The following is a 25,421-nucleotide window of genomic DNA, read 5'->3' as shown; positions in this document are numbered from 1 at the left end:
TATTTTTCCAAAGAAAATTAATCATTTCCAAACGGTTTGAATTCTAAAAATACTGTAATTTAAAGTATTCAATTTTCTTATTTTTACAAGGTAAATATTTAACACATTGATTTCAAAATTCACAATAGATCAAGTTTATGAAACCGCGCGCCTGGAGGAGGTAATTGGGGATTTTGTGCAACTAAAGAAATCTGGCTCTAATTTTAAGGGTTTGAGTCCTTTTACTGATGAACGAACCCCAAGTTTTATGGTATCGCCTGTAAAACAAATATGGAAGGACTTTAGCAGTGGCAAAGGGGGCAATGTTGTGGCATTCCTTATGGAGCATGAACATTTTACCTACCCCGAAGCTATTAAATACCTGGCCAGGAAATACAATATAGAAATTGAAGAAACGGAGCGTACAGATGAACAAAAAGCCCAGGCGGACGAACGTGAAAGCATGTACCTGGTATCTGAATATGCAAAGGAGTATTTTAAAAATACCCTTTGGGAGAAGGAAATGGGTAAGGCTATTGGCCTTACTTATTTCAGGGAAAGGGGGTTTACAGATGAGATCATCAAAAAATTTGGGCTGGGCTATAGCCTGGACCAATGGGATGCATTTACCAATTCTGCTCTTGAAGAAGGGTATCAACTGGAATTTTTGCAGAAGACAGGACTTACAATTGTTAAGGAAGACAATAACAACCCCGGAGTCTCTAAAAAATTTGACAGATTTAAGGGTAGAGTGATGTTTCCTATCCATTCTATGAGTGGCCGTGTTTTGGGTTTTGGAGGCAGGATACTTTCCAATGAAAAAAAAGCTGCTAAATATTTAAATTCCCCCGAAAGCGAAATATATCATAAAAGCAAAGTGCTATATGGTATCTATTATGCAAAGCAGGCGATTGCCAGGGAAGATAATTGTTATTTGGTAGAAGGCTATACAGATGTAATCCAACTTTATCAAAGAGGAATACATAATGTGGTTTCTTCCAGTGGTACGGCCCTTACATCAGAGCAAATCCGATTAATAAATAGGTTAACTAAAAACATTACAGTTTTATTCGACGGCGATGCAGCAGGATTGAGAGCGTCATTGAGAGGGATTGATCTTATTCTCGAGCAGGGAATGAATGTAAAAGTGTGCACCTTTCCCGAAGGAGAAGACCCCGATAGTTTTGCCAGGAAAAATGAACTGGAGGAGATTACGCTTTACCTTAAAGAGAATGCCAAGGATTTTATACAGTTTAAAACATCATTACTGGCTGAGGATGCTGCGAATGACCCAATAAAAAAGGCCGATACTATACGTGAAATCGTAAACAGCATCTCTAAAATTCCCGATAGGATAAAACGTGAAATCTATATTCAGGAATGTGCTCATATAATGAATATCTCAGAAGATGTTTTGTTTAATACCCTTGCACAGATTGGAAGGAAAGAACAAACAGATGCGGCTACAATTGCCAGACAGCAACAAAAAGCATTTGAGGTGGTTAAGCATAGCCAGAGAGAGGAGAAACTGGATGTGCAATATGAGTTGGAAAAGAAGATAATAGAAATGCTTCTGCTATACGGGAATGAACTTCAGGAATTTGAAGACCTGATTTTAAAAGAAAATGAGTCAGGGGATCTTGTGCTGGAGCCGGAAAATATGGAAGCAAAGGTATATGAAAAGGTGTATTTGGACCTTCAGGAAGATGAGATAGAACTTACCCATGACAAATTCAGAAACATCTATTACAAATTAATAGAAGGCTTGAATGAAAAAGAAGATTTTTCCATATCTGCCTTTATGACTGAGCTAGATCAGGAAATGGTATCTCAAATCTCGTCCATACTAATGGAGGAAGAAAAATATGAGCTGCATCACTGGGAGAGAAAGGACATCTACCCAAAAGACAAAGAAAAAAGTATTTCTCAGTTAGTAAGTGAAACAATTTTAACTTTAAGATGCTTTCTGATTAAAAAACGGATCACCTCCCTGCAGGAGAATACGGAGGATAGTAATGATGATCACCAGGAGACTTTGGAAGAGATAATGAATTACCTTCAATTAAATAAACTCTTAAACAAGAAGTTGAATAGGGTTCTTTCCTGAAATCTGCAGGCAACTTATTTCAATTTACACCTAAGGAGTATAAAAAACCCCGACACATTGGTCAGGGTTAGTACTATTTCTTGATCTGAGCTTAATACAATTCCAGCGCCTTCGCTTGTTGAAGCAAATCTACAAGATTATCAACATTTAATTTCTTCATTAAACGTGCTTTATAGGTACTAACGGTTTTTTCATTTAAATTTAAACCTAAGGCAACTTCTTTATTTCGCTTTCCACTGGCCAGAAGCTTTAGAACCTCGACTTCTCTGGTAGACAATTTTCTAAAAAACCTACGCGGTTTTTGAGTGCCTTCATCGAACGCCAGCCTTTGTGCTAATTCATTAGTAATAAACATATTGCCTTCACTTACTTTTCTAACGGCAGTAATTATGTAATCCAGGTCCGCAGTTTTTGAAAGATAGCCGAACGCCCCTGCCCTAATAGTGCTAAGTGCATATACGTCTTCAGACTGACCACTATAAATTAATACCCTTAACTCCGGATATTCTTGTTTAAGTTTTCTCAAAGTTGCTATTCCATTTATTTCCGGAATGTCCATTTCCAGTATAATTACTTCCGGATCTAAGGTCTCTAATTTTGTAAAAAGTTCAGTAGTAGTGGCAACATCACCAATAACTTCAAAACCGGATGCAGAATTTAAAACATTCTTTATTCCCATTCTGACTATTGGATGACTATCTGCAATTAAAACTTTTATCATTTTGATTGGTTTTTGTAGATTTTAAAACTATTGCATGTCTAAAAATACTGACATGCAATGTAAGGTTAAATAATCTAATTACTTAAACAAAAGTGTACTTTTTTTATCAATAATTGGGAAAAATGCAGTTAATATTCGTCTTAATTAACTGATTCTTAGTCAAGATGTTATTTTAGGTTGTCAGGAATTTCACAAACAGGTATGGGAAGCATCTTATGTTGATTCATGGTGTTGTATCTTTTAAAGATAAGAAAGACTTCTTTTTCTCTTCCACTGAAATCATCGGCTTGCTTTCCTTTATTATTCATTTCCATAGCCCATTCCAACTCAGGATAAGAGGCCCCAATCTGATCCTCATCTGTTCTTGAGTCTCCCCACAAACCATCTGTAGGAGGAGCAATAATAATTTCTTCATTAATACCCAAATATTCAGCTACTTCATAGACCTCAGTTTTAAGCAAATCGGCAATAGGACTGAGGTCAACCCCACCATCACCATATTTGGTGTAGAAACCAATTCCAAAATCCTCTACCTTATTACCTGTCCCTGCAACCAGATAATTCTTCAATGCGGCAAAATAATAGAGTGTTGTCATTCGCAGTCTTGCACGGGTATTAGCCAAAGACATAAATCTGTCTTCTTCATTATCAACTGCCGGCAGTGCCGCAACCAGGTTATCAAATACCGGAGTGAGATTTACAGGTTGTCTGGATACATTATCAAAATTCTGCTGTAACCAGGCAATATGGTTAGATGCTCGTGTCACCTGATTTGCCCCTTGATGAATTGGCATTTCGATGCATAATAAGTCAAAACCGGTTTTTGCGCATAAGGTTGAAGTAACAGCAGAGTCTATTCCACCCGATACACCTATAACGAAACCATTGATTTTTGCCTGGGTGGCATATGTTCTTAACCAGTTTACAATATGATCTATTACCTTTTCTGTTTGCATAGGGTACATTATTATGTGGAAATATTAACTTTGTTGCGATAAAAATAAAGCCTGCAGGCTTAATAATAAAACTGAAGTGCCATTACTTTATATGAAAACAAGATTTTTTGTTGTTTTATTTATTCTTTTCGGGTTCTATTCCTGTAAAAATGAGACAGGAGTATCTGAAGATGTTTCAAAGATCCGGATAAATCTTGCTGTGATCCGATTTGACAAACAATTTGCTGAAGCAAAACCTGGAGACATACCTTTACTAAAGAATGAATTTCCTTATCTTTTTCCCAAAAAGTATTCCGATAGTGTCTGGATTGCCAAACTGAATGATACGTTACAGAAGGAATTATTAAGTGAAGTTAATGAGGAATTTCCAGATTTTGCCAGGGAAACGGCAGATCTGGAACTTTTGTTTAAGCATATTCTGTATTATTTCCCCAATTATAAAGTGCCAAAGGTAATTACGGTTATTTCTGATGTAGATTATTCCAACCGGGTAATTTTGGCGGATACACTATTACTAATTGGCCTGGATAATTATCTTGGTAAAGATCACAGGTTCTATGGTGGAATAGAACAATATATTGCAGCCGGACTTGATAAAGATTATTTGATAAGTGATGTTGCAAGTGCTTTTAATAAAACCAGGCTCCGTTTTCCTTCTGACCGCACATTTTTAGCACAGATGATATATTATGGGAAAGAATTATATCTGAAAGATATGTTGATGCCTCTGGCCACAGATGCTCAGAAAATCGTATATACAACCGAGGAATTGGAATGGGCACAGGCCAATGAAGAACAGATTTGGCGTTATTTCATAGAACAGGAAATACTCTACAGTACCGACAATATGTTGGTTCCCAGGTTTTTGGATCCTGCCCCGTTTTCAAAATTCAGGCTGGAACTGGATAATGAATCTCCGGGTAGGCTGGGTCGCTATATGGGATGGCAAATAGTAAGGGCTTTTATGAATAACAATGAAGTGGAACTGAATCAATTATTCGAATTATCTGCCGAAGAGATTTTTAAAAAGTCAAATTACAAACCGAAAAAATAGATCATGGGAAAATTACATACTTCACAAATAACACTTAAAGTTGGCCTGGATGAAAATCGCGTTCCTGAAGAACTTACCTGGTCCGCAGAAGACGGCGGGATTGTAAACGAAGAGGCTAAAGCTATGTTATTGTCGGTGTGGGACAGTAAGAAGCAGGAGTCCTTAAAAATAGACTTGTGGACCAAAGATATGCCTGTGGATGAAATGAAAGTTTTCTTTCATCAAACCCTGATGGCAATGTCCGATACTTTTATGAAAGCTACCCAGGACGAAAAAATGACCTCAACGATGAAGGATTTTTGCGATTATTTCGCAGAGAAGCTCGAATTAAAAAAGGATTAATCCACGGTTATGGTAATTGGCCATCCTTCAAATTGCGCTGCCTCAGCTTTGGTAACATCAGTATTTCTTGGCCAGCATTCAAAGGTTATATTCTTCTCTTTTTTGTTAAATCTGATAAGGCCGTAGCCTGCTCCACTCGATGGACTTTCAGGATTTACATAGGCCATCATACTTATCTTATTTCCAAAACCATCTAAATAATCACCAGTCCAGGGTAGTGCAGTATTCTTATTCGGATTTGCCCCCGCTTTTTCATCTTCCGGCCACCACCACCTGCTGTAATAGTCATTTACTATTGCAGGAACTACAAACGCCCATGGTCCATCTCCATAGTCCTGTATTCCATGTTGAATAACAGTAGCAAGGTGTTGGTCTCCTGCTATATGAACCGCATTTGCATTTTTTATCAGCGCTAATGCTTTGTTTCTGCCACTTTGTGGCCAGCCATTGGAATCCAGATCTGCATGTAATCTGTTATCCATGGATCCATGGATATGGGCACCTCCACAAAATCCGGTTTGTGATAAAACCACTTTCATGGCCTCAGATTTTGTAGCCCCCCAGTCTTTTAAAAAGTTAAGTTGTCTTTCGCCCAGTAAAGTCAGACCCTGCAAATCGATGGACTTCGGATTGTAGTCGGGATTCCTGATGTGATCTGGTCGCGGACCTTGCTGAGGAATCTTCCCTTCTGGTCCCGATTTGAATTTTCGGTCTTCAAGTATGGCAAAATCGATACCGCCCAAAATAAGATTCGTGTAGTATACACCAATACCTTGTTCAATAGGGGTTGGGTCATAAGGATCGGGAAGATGACCGGTTTGGCACCTCTCCACCATTTTTACATATTCGGGGTGATACCTATACCCACCATCGCTGCTTCCTTCGGCTGTAGATAATTTACCATTTTCTCCCCAAAGGTTGCCCTGCCCAATATCGTGGTCATCAGGAATGGTAATACAGGGCCTGTTTCTGAAAGTTTCCCTGAATTGAAGTCCGAATTTTAGCCAGGCGGCCGTATGCTCCGTATGATCATAGGACTGGTCGCCGGCAAAAAACAGGATATCCGGATCCTGGTAATTTATATTCCTTACATAATTTTCCCTCAACCCCCGGTCCTTGTTTGAATTACATGAAAGCGCGGCCATTACTATTTCATTCTTATAATCTGGATTTTTACGGATTGTTCCTTCAAAATAGGCTCCCTCGCCGTGATTTATTCTGTATTTGGTATCTTCTGAATAGTCCCAGTTTTCTATCCTGAAAAGTGCAGACCAGCCTAATTCATTTACATTTTGTTTTTGAACCGTGTTCCATTTTCCATCTTTGTATAAAGCCAAACTAATTGTCCTGGTCTCATTGGGATAAAGGGGATAAAGTTGAGCAGTTAATTTAAGGACATTGGCATGCACGGTATAAAGTCCGAAAGCTACAACACTATCTCTGTTTACTTTAAGATTGATAATTTCATTAGGAGCTCTGTTCCACCAGTCATTGGTAGCTAGAGTATCTATATTTTTAAATGGGGAGGAAAGTGGAGTCGCTTGAGCCTGAGCATAGCCTGAATGGAATTGCAGGATAAACAATAGCAGACAACATTTTATAAGTTTACACATAGAAGAGTTGATTTAAGATATAATTTGTAAGGATTGAGTATTTTAACTGTCTGAGAAATAAGTTGTAAAGAGCATTTTCAGTACTTATTAAATGTATAAATTTATTTATGGAAAACCATCAGGAGGCCCGGCTAATTTTTATTTATAATGCCAATTCAGGATTGAGAAATGCTCTTTTAGATGCTGCTCATAAAGCATTGAGCCCGAATACGTATCAGTGTAATCTCTGTGATTTGACCTTTGGAGTGTTTAAAGAGAGAAAAGCATGGAGGAAATTCCGGGAAGAAAAAAAATGGGGCATGGAGTTTTTATATAAGGATGAATTTAAAAAACAGTACGCTTCTAAATTTGGACATAAATTCGAGTTTCCAATTGTTCTGATAGCGATAAATGACCAACTACAGGTATTTGTTTCTGCTACAGAACTCAATGAACTGGAAAATATGGAAGCCTTAATTGATTTGATCAATAAGAGGGGTAAGGAAATTGAAGTCTAGGGTAGCTGCTTTATATTCTCTCAAAGAAACTTTCATTTATTTCCCCGATATAGTCTAAAACCTCTTCCCTGCCCATGCCATTTGACGAAGAAGTAATAAAATGTTTTGGGACTTCTTCCCAGACTCCTGAAAGGAGTTGATCCAGGTAGTTTTTGACATTTCTTTCGATCGCTCCGGGCTTCAGTTTATCTGCTTTGGTAAATATTATAGAAAACGGAACACCATTTTCACCCATCCATTGCATAAATTCAAGATCTATTTTCTGGGCTTCGTGTCTTATATCAATTAATAAAAACGCACAAACCAATTGTTCTCTTTTAAGGAAGTAATCGGTGATATATTTCTGAAATGTTTTTTTATCCCTTTTAGATACACGGGCATATCCATATCCGGGAAGGTCTACCAGGAACCATTGGTCATTTATTTTAAAATGATTGATAAGTTGGGTTTTACCCGGTCTTCCTGATGTTTTCGCAAGGCTTTTGCGAGCGGTTAGCATATTTATAAGGGAAGATTTTCCAACATTAGACCTCCCTATAAAGGCATATTCCGGCAAAGGCTGGTTGGGGCACTTCTCTACACTTGAGTTGCTCATTAAAAAGTCGGCAGACTTTATCTTCATGATATAAAGTGTATTAGAATTTGCGTTTTTGCAACCATTGATCCAGAATGACATTGAATTCGTCTGGATGTTCCATCATAGGGGCATGACCGCACTTTTTTATCCAGAAGAGATCTGAATCCGGTAGTAATTCGTGAAATTCCCGGGCAACATTCGGTGGTGTTACCGAATCATTTTCACCCCAAATAATACAAGTTGGGGTCTTCATTTTTGGTAAATCCTTCGACATATTATGCCTTATTGCACTTTTGGCTATAGCCAGTGTCTTTACTAATTTGCTTCTGTCATTTACCGTAGCAAAGACTTCGTCAACAATTTCATCGGTAGCAACTTCAGGATCATAAAATACATCCTGCGCCTTCTTTTTAATGAATTCATAATCGCCTCGCTTGGGATAACCATCGCCCATGGCACTTTCGTAGAGTCCGGAACTACCGGTAATAACAAGAGCTTTAACCATTTTTGGATAAAGCTTTGTATGTAATAAACCTACATGACCTCCAAGTGAATTTCCTAATAATATTACATCTTTTAAACCTTTGTGCTCAATAAATTTTTCAAGGAATCTTGCAAAGTTTTTTACATTGGTTTTTAATAATGGCAAAGAGTAGATTGGTAATTCAGGAATTAAGACTTTGTAGCCCTTCTTGGGAAAATAATCCGTTACACCATGAAAATTACTGAGCCCTCCCATAAGACCGTGAAGAATAATCATAGGAGTTCCTTCTCCTATCTCAATAAACTTATATTTACCTTCTTTTTTAATGTGCTCTTCCATTAAATGCTGCTTCTGTCTTCAGTGGGCAAATATAGGCATTTCCGCATAATACCTATGCTTTTCGAAAAAAGAGGATACCTTTACAATACCAATGTTTTATTTAGAAATAAAGTCCTTCCGCAATTTTTGAAACTTTTTAAAATGGCCGGACTTTGCAGTACACTTCTCATTTTTTTCAGAATTTTTTATCAACAAAGTGGTAAATTGTGGTAAATTGTGGTAATAATTTCTATATATTTGAGTTTATATTAGAAAACCAGCCGATTTAAGTGATAAGTTTTATAGGAACATATGATTGTAAAGCTGATGCCAAAGGACGGATAATGATACCCGTTACTCTAAAAAATCAGATGGCCCCTGTTCTAAACAAGGGCTTTGTCATTAAACGCTCCGTATTTCAACCTTGTCTTGAATTGTACCCTATGGATGAATGGAATCTGTTAATGGAAAAAATGAATAAAAAGAACAGGTTCAAGAAGAAGAACAATGATTTTATCAGGCGGTTTTCAGCCGGGGTGAAACCCTTGGAAATAGATGGGACAGGTAGATTGCTTATACCCAAAAACCTCGTTTCCATTGCAGGAATTAGCAAAGAAGTGGTTTTGAGTTCGGCTATAAACATTATTGAAATTTGGGATAAGAAGAGTTATGAAAAAGTAATTGATGAAACCGCAGAAAATTTTGCGGAATTAGCGGAAGAGGTAATGGGAGATGATGGAGACGAACTATCATAACCCTGTTTTATTAAAAGAATCTGTTGACGGGCTCAACATATTGGAGAATGGAATTTATGTAGATGTAACCTTTGGTGGGGGTGGGCATTCCAGGGAGATTTTAAGAAGATTGGGTAATGAAGGCGCTTTGTTTGCATTTGATCAGGATGAGGAAGCTTTAAAAAATACGATAGCTGATGACAGGTTTACCCTGATCAATGAAAATTTTAGATATATAAAGCAGTTTTTGAAGTTCTATGGCATTAGGAAAGTAAATGGAATCTTGGCAGACTTCGGGGTTTCTTCGCATCAGTTCGATAAGGCTGAACGAGGTTTTTCAACCCGTTTTGATGCTGACCTGGATATGAGGATGAGCTCCAGAAATAAAAAGAGCGCCTATGAAGTGGTTAATTCATATACCTATGATGATCTAAGGAATGTATTGTTCCGATATGGCGATTTACGACGAGCAGATGCAATGGCTAAAACAATTGTTGCGCAACGGGAAAAATCACCTGTAAAAACAACGACCGACTTAAAAATGGTACTTAAGGATTTTCTGCCGAAGTTCAGGGAAAACAAGATTTTGGCACAGATATATCAGGCAATACGCATTGAAGTAAATCAGGAATTAGTGGCAATAGAAGAATTTTTGTTACAAACTCCGGAGATAATGGATAAAGGCGGAAGGTTAAGTTTAATCAGCTATCACTCTTTGGAGGACAGACTTGTTAAAAGATTCATTCGGGCAGGTAGTTTTTCAGGTGAAGCAGAAAAGGATTTTTACGGAAATATTAATGTGCCCTTTAAGAAGGTAGGCAAATTAATAGTTCCTTCAGCCGACGAAATAGCCAGGAATAGCAGAGCACGCAGTGCAAGATTGCGAATAGCAGAACGAATATAAATTTTGGATTTAGATTAAAAACAATACAAAACACATGAGAAAGGGAATCATAGATATTTTAAAAGGCAAGTTCCTGGTGAGTGGTGATGCTCCGAAAAATTGGCTTTTTATAATTTTTGCTTCCGGTTTGGCTACTATAATGATTGCAAGTTCTCACAGTGCAGACAAAAAAGTACATCAGGTTGCTGCATTAAATGAAGAGGTTAAAGAATTAAAGAACGAATTCGTTGATATGCGTTCAGATGTGCAACGATTGAAATTAGAATCAACAGTTACGGACTATGTGAAGGACGAAGGTCTTTTTCCTTCTGAAGCACCACCAAAAAAAATTAAGGTAAAAACTAATAAATAATAAGTGGCGATCACAGAAAAAAAAATACTTACCAGACTTTATATAGTTTCAGCGTGTCTGTTTGTTTTTGCACTTGCAGTGGCAGTAAAACTCGTCAGTATTCAAATGGTGCATGGTAATAAGTACAAGGAGATGGCCCTTCAACGTACAGAAAGGCTTTTTACAATTGCGCCAAACAGGGGAAATCTCTATTCAGATGACGGTAGTTTGTTAGCCACATCAGTCTCCAGATATACAATACGTTTTGATGCGGTTACCGTAAAAAATTCAGATTTTGAGGAGGAAATACAGCCTTTGTGTGATGCCTTGTCAAACCTGTTTGGGAAACCTTCCGCCCATTATGAGCAAATACTAAGAAAAGCAAAAGGCAATAAAAACAGATACGCTTTAGTGGCCAGGAATCTTGACTATTCAGATTATATGCAGGTAAAGGAATTTCCACTTTTTAATAAAGGACCAAACAGGGGTGGTTTTATTGCAGAACAAAAAACCGTGAGAGAACATCCTTTGGGAAAAATAGCGGAAAGAAGTGTGGGATATGAAAAATTTGATGAAAATGGCTATGTGACCAGGGTAGGTCTTGAGGGTGCCTTTGGTAATTATTTAAGAGGAATAGAAGGGAAGAGACTAAAGCAGAAGATTGCAAAAGGGCAATGGAAGCCAATTGGCCTGGACAATATTGTAGAACCTAAAGACGGGTATGATGTGGTTTCGACCATCGATATCAATATTCAGGATATTGCACATCATGGACTACTGACTCAATTGGAAAAGTATAAAGCAGATCATGGATGTGTGATCGTTATGGAAACTAAAACAGGGGAAGTAAAAGCAATTTCTAATCTTGGAAGGACGGAAGATGGTAAATATTACGAAAGATTGAATTATGCAATTGGCGAATCTCATGAACCTGGATCTACCTTTAAATTAATGTCCCTGGTCGCCGCCCTGGAAGATCAAAAGATAGACACAAGCACTGTTATTGATACTGAAAAAGGACGTTGGAGAATTTACGATAGAACTGTCAGAGATTCAAAACATGGAGGTTACGGAAAAATATCTATGGCAAAGGCATTTGAAGTTTCTTCAAATACAGCTTTCGCAAAAATGATTCATAACAGTTATAAAGAAGAACCATCTGTTTATGTAGATCGACTTATGTCTATGGGGCTTCATCAGGAACTTGGGATGCCCATAAAAGGAGAAGGAAAGCCCGTAATCAGATATCCCGGCGACAAGGGATGGTCTGGTATTTCCCTCGCCTGGATGTCTCACGGCTATGAAGTTTCCTTAACACCGCTGCAGACCCTTGCCTTTTACAATGCCATAGCAAATGATGGCCAATTAGTTCGCCCCAGATTAATAAAAGAGGTTAAGGAATGGAACAAAACCATTTATACGTTTGATAAAGAAGTCATTAATGGGGCTATTTGCTCAAAGGAGACAGCAAAACAGGTAAAAGACTTATTGAAGAATGTGGTGGAAAAAGAACATGGAACCGGACATCGTCTATATTCCCCAAACTTTTCAATGGCCGGCAAGACAGGTACAGCTCAAAAAAACTATGTCGCACGCGACCCTGATAAATTGAGATATATATCAACATTTGCAGGTTATTTCCCTGCAGATGAACCAAAGTACTCCTGCATAGTAGTGATCCATGAACCAGATAAAAGCGTGGGCTACTATGGGGCTGATGTCTCCGGGCCTGTATTTAAATCCATCGCCAGAAAGATTTATGCCAACAACCCATTGATTGACGAAATAGAAAATCTGGAACCTTCAAACGATGATTTAGAGGCAAGTTTTCAAAGCTACTATACAGTCGCGCAAAAAAATTACAATCAAATGCCCGATGTGAAAGGCATGAGCGGAATGGATGCAATTTCTATCCTTGAAAACATGGGCCTGGAGGTAGAAGTAAAAGGAAATGGAAAGGTAAAAAAACAATCAATTTCCAAGGGAACAGATCTAAAAAAAGTAAAGAAAATAATATTGGAACTTTCATGAAGCCCCTGAAGGACATATTGTATGGTGTTAGTCTTACTGCTGTGAGCGGATCAACCGGGGTATTAGTAAATACTATTTGTTTTGATTCCAGAAACGTGGCTGAGGGTAATGTTTTTGTAGCCATCAAGGGTACTTTAACCGATGGGCATAAATATATTGATAAAGCCATAGAAGCCGGAGCTAATTCCATTGTATGTGAAGATCTTCCCGGAGATTTGGTCAATGATATAACTTATGTGGAAGTTCCTGATGCCAACCAGGCCCTTGCTATTATGGCATCGAATTTCTATGATAATCCATCCAAAAACCTGAAGCTTGTAGGTGTTACCGGAACAAACGGCAAGACTACGGTTAGCAGTTTGTTGTATCAGTTGTTTAAAAAGGCAGGATATAAAGTGGGCCTGTTGTCGACCATCAGAATAATGGTCGATAATAAAGAATTTCCCGCCACCCATACCACTCCGGATGCTATGACTATTAATCATTATCTCGCTTTGATGAATGAGGCAGGCGTTGAATTTTGTTTTATGGAAGTAAGTTCCCATGGTATTCATCAAAAAAGGACAGAAGGCCTGGTGTTTGAGGGAGCAATATTTACCAATTTATCACATGACCACCTGGATTATCACAAAACATTTGCCGAATACAGGGATACAAAAAAGAAATTATTTGACGATTTACCTAAAAGAGCATTTGCCTTAACAAATATCGATGATAAAAACGGGCTTGTGATGCTGCAAAACACCAAAGCAAAAAAATACACTTATGCCTTGAAAAGTTATGCTGATTACAGGGCCCAGATTTTGGAAAATCAGTTTAATGGTCAGTTGTTAAAAATTGATGATAATGAGCTATGGACACGGTTAATAGGTCATTTTAATGCATACAATATCCTGGCAATATATGCCACCGCAGACTTGTTGGGATTGGAAAAACTTGAAACCCTCAGGTTGTTAAGTGAATTGGAAAATGTAGACGGAAGGTTTCAGTATTTTATATCTAAAGAAAGAATAACGGCTATTGTTGATTATGCCCATACGCCGGACGCGTTAAAAAATGTACTTGAGACAATCAATGCATTGAGGACTGGAAATGAAAACGTCATCACCGTAGTGGGGTGTGGTGGTGATCGTGACAGGTCTAAGCGTCCGGTAATGGGTCATATCGCTTCAGCAATGAGCAATAAGGTAATTTTTACTTCTGATAACCCACGATCTGAACCGCCACTAATTATAATTGAAGAGATGGAATCTGGGGTTGAACCGCAGAATGTCAACAAAGTATTATCAATTGAAAATCGAAATCAGGCTATAAAAACTGCTTGTCAGCTTGCGGTTCCTAATGATATTATTCTGGTCGCCGGTAAGGGTCACGAAACCTATCAGGAAACAAATGGTGAACGAACCGATTTTGATGATTTTAAAATTGTAAAAGAAGTGCTAACCGGTTTAAATAAGTAACAAGAAATAGATAACGTAATATGCTCTATTATCTGTTTGAATATCTAGAAAAACAATACCAGCTTCCCGGGGCAGGTCTGTTCCAGTTTCAGACGTTCAGGGCAGCAATGGCAGTTCTTCTTTCTTTACTATTGGCAACAGTATATGGCAAGCGAATTATTCTTTTTCTAAAACAAAAGCAAATAGGGGAAACTATCCGGGATCTGGGACTCGAGGGGCAAAAGCAGAAAACCGGTACGCCAACAATGGGTGGTTTAATAATTATAATGTCCACCCTGATCCCCGTCTTATTATTTGCCGATATAATGAATATTTATGTCATTTTATTGATAGTCACGATTATATGGATGGGTATTATTGGATTTGTAGATGACTATATCAAAATATTTAAAAAGAATAAAAAGGGACTTAAAGGAAGGTTTAAAGTGATCGGTCAGGTTGTGCTTGGTTTAATAGTTGGTGCAACCCTATACTTCCATCCGGAAGTCACTATGCGGGAAAGGACCAATACTATAATCACGGAACAATATATGGTAGAAAAGATTACAGGAGAGGATATTAAATCTACAATGACCACTGTTCCGTTTTTTAAGAATAATGAATTGGATTATAGTAATCTGATCTCCTGGTTAGGCGAGAATGCAGTATCGTATGCATGGCTGATTTTTATACCAATTGTAATCTTAATTGTTACTGCGGTTTCGAATGGAGCAAACCTTACGGATGGTATTGATGGTCTGGCGGCCGGTTCGTCTGCCATAATAGTACTTACCCTTGGAATTTTCGCATGGGTATCGGGTAATATCATTTTTTCCGAATATCTGGATATCATGTACATACCCAGGGCTGGTGAGCTATTGGTGTTCATAGCGGCTTTTGTGGGTTCCCTGGTAGGGTTTTTATGGTACAATGCATTTCCTGCTCAGGTATTTATGGGCGATACCGGAAGCCTTACAATAGGTGGTGTCATCGCAGTAATTGCATTAATTGTAAGAAAAGAATTATTGATCCCTATTCTTTGCGGAATTTTCTTTGCCGAATCCATATCAGTGATGTTGCAAGTAGGTTATTTCAAATACACGAAAAATAGATCAGGAGAAGGAAAACGTATTTTTTTAATGGCACCCTTGCACCACCATTATCAAAAAAAGGGGTATCACGAAAGTAAAATAGTCACGAGGTTTTGGATTATAGGAATACTATTGGCCATAATTACAATTGTGACACTCAAAGTGAGATAATGAAATTAATGGTTGTGCTCGGAGCTGGTGAAAGCGGGGTAGGAACAGCTATTCTGGCAAAAAAAAAGAATTACCGGGTATTTGTCTCGGATAGGGGTAAGATTAAAAAAAAATATAAGAACGTTCTTGAACATTTTGAGATTGATTGGGAGGAACAACGACATTCAGAAGACAAAATTCTCAATGCGGATGTGGTTATGAAAAGTCCTGGTATTCCGGATACAGCAACACTCGTTAAAAAGCTTATTGCCAAAGGTATTCCGGTTATTTCCGAGATTGAGTTTGCAGCTAAATACACGAATGCAAAAATAATAGGAATTACAGGCAGTAATGGAAAGACCACTACCACAATGCTTACGTATCACATATTAAAAGAGGGAGGCTTAAACGTGGGAATGGCAGGTAATATTGGAGATAGTTTTGCCAAAATGGTAGCGGAAAAAGACTACGATTACTATGTGCTGGAAATAAGCAGTTTTCAGTTAGATGGAATAGTTGATTTTAAACCGGGGATAGCGGTAATAACAAACATTACCCCGGACCATTTAGACAGGTATGAGCATTCTTTTGAAAACTATGTGTCTTCGAAATTCAGGATTGTGCAAAACCATAGTGCCCAGGACAGATTGATTTATGATTACGATGATAAGGTAATCAAAAGCTGGCTGGAGAATAACCCGATTAAATCAAAATTATTGCCCTTTAGTATAATTAATAAACTTGGTGAAGGGGCATGGTTAGAGAATGACAAAATATTAATTAGAACAGATAATAATACACTTGAAATGGAAGCAGATTCTTTGGCATTAGAAGGTTTACATAACCTTAAAAATACAATGGCGGCATCAACAGTTGCAAAGTTGGTTGGTATTAGAAAGGATACTATCCGCGAAAGTATTCAGAATTTTCAAGGAGCTGCGCACCGCCTGGAAAAGGTCTTAAAAATTCATCATGTCCAATACATTAACGATTCTAAAGCTACCAATGTAAATGCAACCTACTATGCCTTGGAAAGTATGAGCACTCCTGTTGTATGGATTGCTGGCGGGATAGATAAAGGGAATGATTATAAAGCGCTCATGCCCTTAGTAAGGGAAAAAGTAAAGGCCATAATTTGTCTGGGAATGGATAATTCCAAAATTAAATACGCTTTTGGCAATGTAGTAGATCTGATTGTAGAAACATATGCAATGAGCGAAGCTGTGAAAGTGGCCTATAAAATCGCAGAAAGGGGAGATACTGTTTTGCTATCACCTGCCTGTGCCAGTTTTGATCTTTTTAAAAATTATGAAGACAGGGGAAATCAATTTAAAGAAGCGATAAAAAACTTATAAAAATGTCCAGGTTTTTTGGAAATATAAAAGGAGATAAAGCCATTTGGGGTGTAGTTGCCCTACTGGCTCTTTTTTCATTTTTACCTGTTTACAGCGCCAGTAGTAATTTGGTTTATGTAGTAGGAAATGGTACAACAATCGGCCATTTGGTTAAACATGGAATGCTATTATTTTTAGGATTTGGTATAATCTATGGTGTCCATAGAATCCCTACGCATTTTTTTAAGGGCCTATCTCTTATTGCCTTGCCCGTTGTTTTGGTCTTATTGATATATACGTTGGCCCAGGGTACTACAATAGATGGGGCAAATGCGAGTAGATGGATACGCCTTCCATTGGTCGGAATTACTTTTCAGACCTCAAATCTTGCAGCGGTGGTACTTATGATCTATGTGGCGAGATACCTTACCAAAATCAAAGATAAAATAATCACTTTCAGTGAAAGTCTGGTCCCCTTGTGGCTTCCTGTTTTTATTGTTACAATTTTAATTTTACCAGCCAACTTCTCTACTGCTGCCATTTTGTTTTTTATGGTACTCACACTCTGTTTTTTAGGGGGGTATCCGCTAAAGTATCTTTCGGGAATAGTAGGCACAGGTCTGCTAGTGCTTAGCATTTTTATTCTTACGGCAAAAGCTTATCCGGATCTTTTTCCAAACAGGGTCGATACCTGGACAAATAGAGTTGTAAGCTTTTGGGATCCTGCCGATACGGAGGCTGATTATCAGATAGAAAAAGCAAAAATTGCAATTGCCAGCGGTGGGATTATAGGAAACGGAGCAGGTAAAAGTGTTATGAAAAATTTCCTGCCTCAGAGTTCCTCAGATTTTATCTATGCAATTATTATTGAAGAGTACGGCCTGGTTGGAGGGTTTGTGCTAATGTTCTTTTATATGCTTTTGCTATTCAGAATTGTGGTGGTGGCAAATTCAAACGAGACGGTATTTGGCAAATTATTGGTGGTTGGTGTTGGTTTACCCATTGTATTTCAGGCACTTATTAACATGGCAGTTGCGGTAGAATTATTTCCTGTAACAGGACAGACTTTACCGCTTATAAGTAGCGGAGGAACATCTATTTGGATGACTTGTCTGGCAATTGGAATTGTGTTGAGTGCGAGTAGAAAATTTAAAGCTGTTGATATTAAAAAATCTGATATAGATGATGCTAACCCATTGGAAATACTAAGTGGACAACTATAGGTTTATATTATCCGGTGGTGGAACAGGAGGTCATATTTATCCCGCAATAGCAATTGCAGATGAGTTAAAATTAAGATATCCGGATGCGGCATTTTTATTTGTAGGAGCAAAGGACAGAATGGAAATGGAAAAAGTGCCCAGGGCAGGATATAAGATAAAAGGTTTATGGATTAGTGGCATACAAAGAAAATTGACATTAAAAAATTTAATGTTCCCATTTAAACTAATAAGTAGTTTGATAAGTGCAGGAAAAATAGTAGCGAAGTTTAAACCCAGCGTGGTAATAGGCACAGGAGGATTTGCAAGTGGCCCTGTATTAAAAATGGCCTCAAGAAAAGGAATTCCCTGCGTACTGCAGGAGCAGAATTCATATGCCGGTATAACCAATAAACTATTGGCTAAAAAAGCAGCTAAAATTTGTGTTGCATATGACGATATGGGAAGGTTTTTTCCGGAAGATAAAATAGTGAAAACAGGGAATCCTGTAAGAGCAGATCTGATAGATCCCATAAAGCATGCCAATGAGGCTTATGAGTTTTTTGGTTTGAATCCAGAAAAAATTACGTTGCTTGTCCTAGGGGGTAGTTTGGGTGCAAGAAGAATAAATGAACTGATAGAAAAGGAACTGGGTTTCTTTTCAAAGTTAGGAATTCAGCTTATTTGGCAATGCGGCAGTGTATACTATGAGGAATATAAAAAATATCACTCAGCTGATGTAAAAGTCTATGATTTTTTATACAAAATGAATTTTGCCTATTCAGCAGCAGACGTCATAATTTCAAGAGCCGGGGCGAGTTCGGTTTCTGAATTATGTATTGTAGGTAAACCGGTACTATTTATCCCGTCGCCAAATGTTGCAGAAGACCATCAAACCAAAAATGCCAAGAGTCTGGTTTTAAAACAAGCGGCACTGATGGTAGAAGAAAAAGACCTGGCGGACAAATTTGAAGAAGTTTTTTCAAATCTGAATGAATCGGAGGAGCATAAGAAATTATTAAGTGAAAATATAAAGGCGCTGGCACTGCCTGACGCCACAAAGAATATAGTAGATGAAATAGAACATTTACTGAAAAGTTAATATGACGCTAAAAGACATACATAACATTTATTTTATCGGTATTGGAGGTATTGGTATGTCTGCTCTTGCGAGATACTTTAAACTGCTAGAAAAGAATGTGGCAGGATATGACAAAACGGAGACTCCATTAACCCGAGAGCTTACTGTTTTAGGTATTCCGATTCATTATAAAGATGATATATCTGAAATTCCCACGGTATACAAAAATAAAGAAAGTACGCTCATTGTCTATACACCGGCAATTCCTGACGACCTGATAGAATACAATTATTTTGCTTCCAGGGGTTTTCAAATAAAAAAACGATCAGAAGTATTGGGCATTATTACACGAGATACTTTTTGTTTTGCAGTAGCCGGAACACACGGTAAAACAACCACAAGCAGTATTCTGGCACATTTATTAAGAGAAACAGGCACCCCGGTTACAGCGTTTCTGGGAGGTATTTCTGAAGACTTTAATAGTAATTTTTGGTTTGGGGGCAGTGAATATTCTGTTGTGGAAGCCGATGAATACGATCGCTCATTCTTACGGTTATCTCCGGACATTGCCTGTATTACTTCTATGGATGCTGATCATTTGGATATTTATGGTGACAGCAATGAACTAAGAAAATCTTTCAGGGAATTTGTTGACAAACTAAAACCCGGTGGGAAGCTATTTATTAGAAAGGGCTTGCCTTTGGAGGGAATAACCTATGGTATAGATGATGATTCGGATTATTGCATTAGAAATTTAAGAATAATACATGGCGCCTACATATTTGATTTGGAAACTCCGGACACTACCCTTAAAGGTGTTAAGTTTAACAAACCCGGAAAGCACAACTTGCTTAACGGTTTAGTTGCCTTTGCAATGGCAATACAGATTGGACCCCCACCTAATCTGCTTGTCAAAGCTTTAGAAACCTTTAAGGGAGTGCAGCGGAGATTTTCATACAGGATTAAAAATGCAGACTTTGTTTTTATAGATGACTATGCACACCATCCAACAGAAATAAATGCCGTATATGATGCCGTCTCAGAGATGCACACTAATAAGAAAACACTGGTAGTTTTCCAGCCGCATCTATTTTCAAGAACAAGGGATTTCGCTGAAGATTTCGCTCTGAGTCTTTCACAATTTGATAGCGTTTTATTATTGGATATCTATCCGGCGAGAGAAAAACCTATTGAAGGAGTGAATTCTGAATGGTTAATGGCTAAAATAAAGAATCCGAATAAAAAATTAATGCAAAAAGCTGATCTGATAGCCGAGATTAAAAGGCAAAAACCGGAGGTTTTGGTTACTATGGGTGCTGGAGATATTGGATTGGATATATCAAAAATACAACAAGAACTTGAATATGAAAATTAATTGGAATTACATCAAATTTATTTGTTTAATAATTTGTATCACAGGTCTTTATGCATTTTCAGGTCATAGAAGCGATTCGAGAGGTGTACAGGAGATTTCAGTAAAATTCATTGGTGAGAACAATCTCTACCTCACAAAATCAATGGTTAATAAATTGTTAATACAAAATTATGGAATCATTAAAAACGTGCCCAAAGAAAAATTAGATTTGGATACTATAGAAAAGGTCATTGAGACCAATGAAATGGTAAAAAGTGCCCAAGTTTATCTTACTATAGATGGTGAGCTTACATCAAAAATTTTACAAAGGCAGCCAATCGGACGTGTAGAGGGAAAGACAAAATTTTACCTGGATGAGGAGGGTAAAAATATGCCATTATCCAGAAATCACTCTGCAAGGGTGCCGATCATTACGGGCAATATCACTGGAAAAAGTTTGGAAGACGTTTATGTGATATTGGAGTACATAAACAAGGACGACTTTTTAAGAAAAAATGTTATCGGAATTCATATTGAACATGAGGATAATTATCAGTTAAAATTCCGCATGGAAAACTTTGTTGTGAATTTAGGTGATGTGGATAAATTGGAGCAGAAGTTCAATAATTTCAAAGCTTTTTACACTAAAGCTGCCAAAGACAAAACATTGGAAAACTATAATATAGTAAGTTTAGAATTTAATAATCAAGTAGTGTGCACCAAAATTTAAATTAGTATGGAAAATAGCAATTATTCAGTTGGGTTAGACATAGGTACTACAAAAATTGTTGCCATAATTGGAAAGGAAAACGAGTATGGCAAGATTGAGGTGTTAGGCATAGGCAGATCTAAAAGCCTAGGTGTACATCGGGGTGTGGTGAATAACATAACACAAACCATAAAGTCTATTCAGCAGGCTGTTGAGCAGGCGGAGGCCGATTCCGGATTAAAAATTGGTTCCGTGGTTGTTGGAATTGCCGGACAGCATATCAGGAGCCTTCAGCATAGCGATTACATAACGAGGGCTAATTCTGAAGAAGTAATCAATGAAGACGATCTGGATAAACTATGTAACCAGGTATATAAACTGGTCATGTTGCCAGGAGAGGAGATCATACATGTATTGCCTCAGGAATATAAGGTAGATGGTCAGGCAGAAATAAAGCTGCCAATAGGGATGTACGGCGGCAGGCTAGAAGCTAATTTCCATGTGGTTGTTGGTCAGGTTTCATCTATTAAAAATATTGGCAGGTGTATTAAAAGTGCAGGACTGGACCTGGGTAATATTACTTTAGAACCCCTGGCATCTTCAGATGCAGTTCTTAGCCAGGAAGAAAAAGAAGCAGGAGTTGCCTTAATTGATATTGGAGGCGGGACAACAGACCTTGCTATTTTTAAAGACGGGATTATCAGACATACGGCAGTAATTCCTTTTGGCGGTAACGTTATAACCGAAGACATTAAAGAAGGCTGTTCCATAATTGAGAAACAGGCAGAACTTCTTAAAATGAAATTTGGTTCTGCATGGCCGGGGGAAAATAAAGACAACGAAATTGTCTCAATACCTGGATTGCGAGGAAGAGAACCCAAAGAAATCACCCTTAAAAATCTTTCCAAAATCATACATGCGAGGGTAGTAGAGATTGTTGAGCAGGTTTATGTGGAAATCAAAAATTACGGTCACGAGGAGCAAAAGAAAAAATTGATCGCCGGTATTGTTTTAACCGGGGGAGGGAGCCAGTTAAAACACTTAAAGCAGCTGGTAGAATATATCACTGGTATGGATACCAGAATTGGATATCCTAATGAGCATTTAGCCGGGGATTCCGATCAGGAAATTGCCAGCCCCCTGTATGCAACCGCTGTAGGATTGTTGATGAATGCCATAGAGAATAAAGAAAAAAACCTTATTTATCAGGAAGAAGATAAGAAAGAGGAAGAATTAGTTTTAGAGGGCCATCCCGAGGGAAGAAAAACCGAAAAGTCAAAGGGGGAAAGAAAATCTGTATTTGACGTTTGGTCAGAGAAACTTAAAGATTTTTTAGATAACGCAGAGTAAACCTAAATAGTAGCACCTAATAACAAGTAACACAGAAAACATGAGCAAGAATACCGAATTTGAAAATATAGCCTTTGATTTACCAAAAAATCAAAGTAATGTAATTAAAGTAATTGGCGTTGGAGGAGGCGGAAGTAATGCTATAAATCACATGTTCCAGGCAGGAATAAATGGAGTAGATTTTGTGATTTGCAATACGGATTCGCAGGCTTTGCAAAATAGCCCTGTCCCCAATAAAATACAATTAGGTGTTTCTCTTACAGAAGGACTCGGAGCAGGTGCCAATCCTGAAGTAGGGGAGCAAGCAGCCCTTGAAAGCATGGAGGAAATTAAGCGAATGCTTGATAATACCACTAAAATGATTTTCATCACAGCCGGTATGGGTGGTGGAACTGGTACCGGGGCAGCTCCGGTTATCGCTAAACAAGCTAAAGAAATGGATGTCCTAACTGTGGGGATTGTTACTATGCCATTTCAGTTTGAAGGTAAAATGAGATGCCAGCAGGCTCAAATTGGTATTGAAAAACTTCGCTCTAATGTAGACTCTTTGATTGTAATCAATAATAATAAATTAAGGGAGGTTTATGGGAATTTGGGTTTTAAAGCTGGTTTTTCAAAAGCAGATGAAGTGCTTGCAACGGCGGCAAGGGGAATTGCTGAGGTAATTACCCACCATTATACTCAGAATATTGACTTACGTGACGCCAAAACAGTTCTTTCAAATAGTGGTACCGCTATTATGGGTTCTTCCATGTCATCGGGTTCAGCCAGAGCACAGGAAGCTATAATGAAGGCACTGGATTCTCCCTTATTGAATGATAATAAGATTACAGGAGCTAAAAATGTTTTATTGCTTATTGTTTCTGGATCCCAGGAGATTACCATTGATGAAATAGGGGAAATTAATGATCATATTCAAATTGAGGCAGGTCATGGCGCCAATATTATTATGGGTGTGGGTGAAGATGAAAACCTGGGTGAGGCAATAGCTGTTACCGTAATTGCCACCGGTTTTAATATTGACCAACAAGATGAAATTGTCAATACTGAAACCAAGAAAATAATACATACTCTTGAAGATGAGCAAAAAGCAGAGCGGGATTTGAGTGATGAAAATGTTGTGTACAAATTGGAAGAAGAAGAGGAAGAGGAAATACTTGAGCCCGTAATAAAACACTCTTTGGAGACAGAAGATACCATAGATCTTATTCCGACAACCAACTATATCAGAAACTTTAACGTGTTTTACGAAGAGGTAATAGCAGAAGAAGTTTCGGAGGAAGATTTTATAATCATTGATTCTAAAAAAACCCTGGAGGACATTGAAGTAATAGACCCTGAAGAGTTATCCGGAAAAGTTGATGACAAGGAGCAGATAGCACTGCGATTTGATATGCCATTGACCGATTCTGCGGAAGAAGAAAATGAAAATGTAATTACCTTCAGCCTGGATGAAAACATAAATGATCTGGATGTTAATGAACATATAGAGGTAATTCCTGTTTTGGAATACAACAAAGAAGGGGAAACACGCTATAGTCTTGATGACTATATGGAACTGGAAAATAAATTAACGGGTGCAAAGTCCAAAGCAGAGGAATTTGAACCTAAATTGGTAGAGGATGAATTGGTTTTTGAGAGAAAGACCGTTGCCGCGAAAGATGAAGTTGATACCAAGGACAGAGATCCAATGAATACTCCAATAGAAGAAATACTGAGAGAAAGGGCTGATGAGCGAAGGAGAAAACTAAAGGATTTTAACTACAAGTTCAAGAATAGCGTAAATAATATTGATGAAATTGAAAAGGAACCTGCTTATAAACGCCAGGGGATAGATTTAAATGAAAACCCCAAAGAAGGTAAAGTCTCCAGAACTACTTTAAGTGAAGATAGCAATGATGAAATTCAATTGCGTTCTAACAACTCCTTTTTACATGATAATGTGGATTAGTCAGATTATGCGCTAATGTGCCCAAACATAGAATAGGCCCGAAAAGTCATTACTTTTTCGGGTTTATTTTTTTATCTTGTCGTTTCTAAAATCCTAAGAAATATGAGCTTACAGAATCAAGTGATGGAAGAAATTAAAGCCGCAATGAAGGCTAAAGATACAGTAGCTCTGGAGTCCTTAAGGGCAATAAAATCTGCTTTATTACTTGCGCAAACAGAAAAGGGAGCCGGTAGTGAAATGTCCGATGCTGAAGAAATTAAATTAATACAAAAGCTTGTAAAACAGCGTAAAGACAGTGCGGTTATTTTTAAGGAACAGGGAAGAGAGGATCTTGCAGAACCCGAATTGGCGCAGGTAGCAGTAATTGAAAAATTTTTACCGGCTCAATTAAGTGAGGATGAGATAGAAAAAGTTGTTGTACAGATTATTGAAAGTACTGGCGCCAGTGGCATGAAAGATATGGGTAAAGTAATGGGGATGGTATCTAAGCAATTAGCCGGCCAGGCAGATGGGAAAACAATTTCCGGTATTGTTCGTGCCAAACTTACCTAGCTTTGGAATGAATGTTCAAAAAATTCGTGAACGCTTCGAATCAGATATAGCCAGGACTGAGAAAAAGATCCGGCAATACGAAGAGTTGTCTCAACCAATTTCTCCTGATAATGCTATTGGCAGAGTATCGAGGATGGATGCTATCAACAACAAAGGGGTTATGGATGCAGCTTTGGTAAAAGCCAGAGAAAGACTGTCCGGATTAAAGCAAAACCTGGAGAAATTGGGCGCCAGCGATTTTGGAATCTGTCCAAATTGTAAAAAGAAAATACCAATTGAACGAATTTTATTAGCGCCGAGTAGCTCTTTTTGCGTAAATTGCGCTCGCTAAACCAATACCGGTAGTTGCTATACAAAAGAGTCAGTAATTATATTAGCAAAAGGCCCCGTGGCGCAACTGAATAGCGCATCAGATTTCGGCTCTGAGGGTTGGGGGTTTGAATCCCTCCGGGGTCACGAATAAGTAAAAATCCCAAACGGCAAATCAAGCTTGCTTGAATTTGTAAGTTTGGGGTTTTTACTTTCAAGGCGGAGCCTTTTAGGGAAGAGCGCAGCTAATCCCG

At 38.0% G+C, this 25,421-nt stretch carries 24 protein-coding genes and 1 tRNA gene; 20 read left to right on the top strand and 5 right to left on the bottom strand.

Annotation, left to right across the window (positions count from 1 at the left end):
* Nucleotides 1-106 precede the first annotated feature (106 nt).
* Nucleotides 107-2,086, top strand: coding sequence for a DNA primase (gene dnaG / locus G504_RS0115245; RefSeq protein WP_019671062.1), 1,980 nt, complete (start codon nucleotides 107-109; stop codon nucleotides 2,084-2,086).
* 91 nt (nucleotides 2,087-2,177) lie between these two features.
* Here dnaG and G504_RS0115240 read toward each other — a convergent pair whose 3' ends face one another.
* Entirely contained in the window at nucleotides 2,178-2,807 is a 630-nt protein-coding gene (locus G504_RS0115240; protein WP_019671061.1) for a response regulator transcription factor, read from the bottom strand.
* A 167-nt stretch (nucleotides 2,808-2,974) separates the two neighbouring features.
* Entirely contained in the window at nucleotides 2,975-3,763 is a 789-nt protein-coding gene (gene nadE, locus G504_RS0115235; RefSeq protein WP_026348620.1) for an NAD(+) synthase, read from the bottom strand.
* Between the two features lie 91 nt (nucleotides 3,764-3,854).
* Here nadE and gldB point away from each other — a divergent pair, with 91 nt between their 5' ends.
* The gene (gene gldB, locus G504_RS0115230) at nucleotides 3,855-4,817 is read left to right on the top strand and encodes a gliding motility lipoprotein GldB (protein ID WP_019671059.1); all 963 of its coding nucleotides are present in this window, start codon (nucleotides 3,855-3,857) and stop codon (nucleotides 4,815-4,817) included.
* Nucleotides 4,818-4,820: 3 nt separating this feature from the next.
* Nucleotides 4,821-5,159, top strand: coding sequence for a gliding motility protein GldC (gene gldC / locus G504_RS0115225; RefSeq protein ID WP_019671058.1), 339 nt, complete (start codon nucleotides 4,821-4,823; stop codon nucleotides 5,157-5,159).
* Here gldC and G504_RS0115220 read toward each other — a convergent pair.
* Complete coding sequence (locus G504_RS0115220; RefSeq protein ID WP_019671057.1) at nucleotides 5,156-6,772, bottom strand: alkaline phosphatase D family protein; 1,617 nt, start codon at nucleotides 6,770-6,772, stop codon at nucleotides 5,156-5,158. The genes gldC and G504_RS0115220 overlap by 4 nt on opposite strands.
* Nucleotides 6,773-6,879: 107 nt before the next feature.
* Here G504_RS0115220 and G504_RS0115215 point away from each other — a divergent pair, with 107 nt between their 5' ends.
* Nucleotides 6,880-7,269 carry a hypothetical protein gene (locus G504_RS0115215; protein WP_019671056.1) on the top strand — a complete coding sequence of 130 codons (390 nt, stop codon included), beginning with the start codon at nucleotides 6,880-6,882 and terminating at the stop codon, nucleotides 7,267-7,269.
* Between the two features lie 10 nt (nucleotides 7,270-7,279).
* Here G504_RS0115215 and yihA read toward each other — a convergent pair whose 3' ends face one another.
* The gene (gene yihA / locus G504_RS0115210; protein ID WP_019671055.1) at nucleotides 7,280-7,891 is read right to left on the bottom strand and encodes a ribosome biogenesis GTP-binding protein YihA/YsxC; all 612 of its coding nucleotides are present in this window, start codon (nucleotides 7,889-7,891) and stop codon (nucleotides 7,280-7,282) included.
* A gap of 13 nt (nucleotides 7,892-7,904) precedes the next feature.
* Nucleotides 7,905-8,669, bottom strand: a complete 765-nt coding sequence (locus G504_RS0115205; RefSeq protein ID WP_019671054.1) for an alpha/beta fold hydrolase — start codon at nucleotides 8,667-8,669, stop codon at nucleotides 7,905-7,907.
* 269 nt (nucleotides 8,670-8,938) lie between these two features.
* On the opposite strand from G504_RS0115205, the gene mraZ reads away from it, so the two are divergent.
* The 16 genes from mraZ (at nucleotide 8,939) to G504_RS0115120 (ending at nucleotide 25,314) form a co-directional block, all read left to right on the top strand.
* Nucleotides 8,939-9,403 (top strand): division/cell wall cluster transcriptional repressor MraZ, encoded by a 465-nt coding sequence (mraZ, locus tag G504_RS0115195; RefSeq protein WP_019671052.1) that lies wholly within the window; start codon nucleotides 8,939-8,941, stop codon nucleotides 9,401-9,403.
* Nucleotides 9,381-10,286 (top strand): 16S rRNA (cytosine(1402)-N(4))-methyltransferase RsmH, encoded by a 906-nt coding sequence (gene rsmH / locus G504_RS0115190; protein WP_019671051.1) that lies wholly within the window; start codon nucleotides 9,381-9,383, stop codon nucleotides 10,284-10,286. The genes mraZ and rsmH overlap by 23 nt, the downstream gene beginning before the upstream one ends.
* 34 nt (nucleotides 10,287-10,320) lie before the next feature.
* Entirely contained in the window at nucleotides 10,321-10,638 is a 318-nt protein-coding gene (locus G504_RS0115185; RefSeq protein ID WP_019671050.1) for an FtsL-like putative cell division protein, read from the top strand.
* A 3-nt stretch (nucleotides 10,639-10,641) separates the two neighbouring features.
* Nucleotides 10,642-12,648 carry a penicillin-binding protein gene (locus G504_RS0115180; RefSeq protein ID WP_026348618.1) on the top strand — a complete coding sequence of 669 codons (2,007 nt, stop codon included), beginning with the start codon at nucleotides 10,642-10,644 and terminating at the stop codon, nucleotides 12,646-12,648.
* Nucleotides 12,645-14,108: a UDP-N-acetylmuramoyl-L-alanyl-D-glutamate--2,6-diaminopimelate ligase gene (locus G504_RS0115175; protein ID WP_019671048.1), complete on the top strand. Its 1,464-nt coding sequence runs from the start codon at nucleotides 12,645-12,647 to the stop codon at nucleotides 14,106-14,108. The genes G504_RS0115180 and G504_RS0115175 overlap by 4 nt, the downstream gene beginning before the upstream one ends.
* 20 nt (nucleotides 14,109-14,128) lie before the next feature.
* Complete coding sequence (mraY, locus tag G504_RS0115170; protein ID WP_019671047.1) at nucleotides 14,129-15,349, top strand: phospho-N-acetylmuramoyl-pentapeptide-transferase; 1,221 nt, start codon at nucleotides 14,129-14,131, stop codon at nucleotides 15,347-15,349.
* Nucleotides 15,349-16,683 carry a UDP-N-acetylmuramoyl-L-alanine--D-glutamate ligase gene (gene murD / locus G504_RS0115165; RefSeq protein WP_019671046.1) on the top strand — a complete coding sequence of 445 codons (1,335 nt, stop codon included), beginning with the start codon at nucleotides 15,349-15,351 and terminating at the stop codon, nucleotides 16,681-16,683. Before mraY ends, murD begins: the two co-directional genes overlap by 1 nt.
* A gap of 2 nt (nucleotides 16,684-16,685) precedes the next feature.
* Nucleotides 16,686-17,885, top strand: coding sequence for an FtsW/RodA/SpoVE family cell cycle protein (locus G504_RS0115160; protein ID WP_019671045.1), 1,200 nt, complete (start codon nucleotides 16,686-16,688; stop codon nucleotides 17,883-17,885).
* Nucleotides 17,872-18,963, top strand: a complete 1,092-nt coding sequence (gene murG / locus G504_RS0115155) for an undecaprenyldiphospho-muramoylpentapeptide beta-N-acetylglucosaminyltransferase (protein WP_019671044.1) — start codon at nucleotides 17,872-17,874, stop codon at nucleotides 18,961-18,963. The genes G504_RS0115160 and murG overlap by 14 nt, the downstream gene beginning before the upstream one ends.
* A gap of 1 nt (nucleotide 18,964) precedes the next feature.
* Entirely contained in the window at nucleotides 18,965-20,317 is a 1,353-nt protein-coding gene (gene murC / locus G504_RS0115150; RefSeq protein ID WP_019671043.1) for a UDP-N-acetylmuramate--L-alanine ligase, read from the top strand.
* Complete coding sequence (locus tag G504_RS0115145; protein WP_019671042.1) at nucleotides 20,307-21,026, top strand: cell division protein FtsQ/DivIB; 720 nt, start codon at nucleotides 20,307-20,309, stop codon at nucleotides 21,024-21,026. The genes murC and G504_RS0115145 overlap by 11 nt, the downstream gene beginning before the upstream one ends.
* A 6-nt stretch (nucleotides 21,027-21,032) precedes the next feature.
* Nucleotides 21,033-22,355, top strand: a complete 1,323-nt coding sequence (ftsA, locus tag G504_RS0115140; RefSeq protein WP_019671041.1) for a cell division protein FtsA — start codon at nucleotides 21,033-21,035, stop codon at nucleotides 22,353-22,355.
* A 40-nt stretch (nucleotides 22,356-22,395) separates the two neighbouring features.
* Nucleotides 22,396-24,306 (top strand): cell division protein FtsZ, encoded by a 1,911-nt coding sequence (gene ftsZ, locus G504_RS0115135; protein WP_019671040.1) that lies wholly within the window; start codon nucleotides 22,396-22,398, stop codon nucleotides 24,304-24,306.
* 102 nt (nucleotides 24,307-24,408) lie between these two features.
* On the top strand, nucleotides 24,409-24,858 hold the full coding sequence (locus tag G504_RS0115130; protein ID WP_019671039.1) for a GatB/YqeY domain-containing protein: 450 nt from the start codon (nucleotides 24,409-24,411) through the stop codon (nucleotides 24,856-24,858).
* 7 nt (nucleotides 24,859-24,865) lie between these two features.
* Nucleotides 24,866-25,189: a TraR/DksA family transcriptional regulator gene (locus G504_RS0115125; RefSeq protein WP_019671038.1), complete on the top strand. Its 324-nt coding sequence runs from the start codon at nucleotides 24,866-24,868 to the stop codon at nucleotides 25,187-25,189.
* Nucleotides 25,190-25,240: 51 nt separating this feature from the next.
* Nucleotides 25,241-25,314 (top strand) — tRNA-Arg (locus G504_RS0115120).
* The last annotated feature ends 107 nt before the right edge of the window (nucleotides 25,315-25,421 follow it).

It is taken from the genome of Eudoraea adriatica DSM 19308, assembly GCF_000382125.1.
GTDB lineage: Bacteria > Bacteroidota > Bacteroidia > Flavobacteriales > Flavobacteriaceae > Eudoraea > Eudoraea adriatica.
Note: the sequence above shows the minus strand (reverse complement) of the source record. Positions and strands in the feature narration are given on the sequence as shown.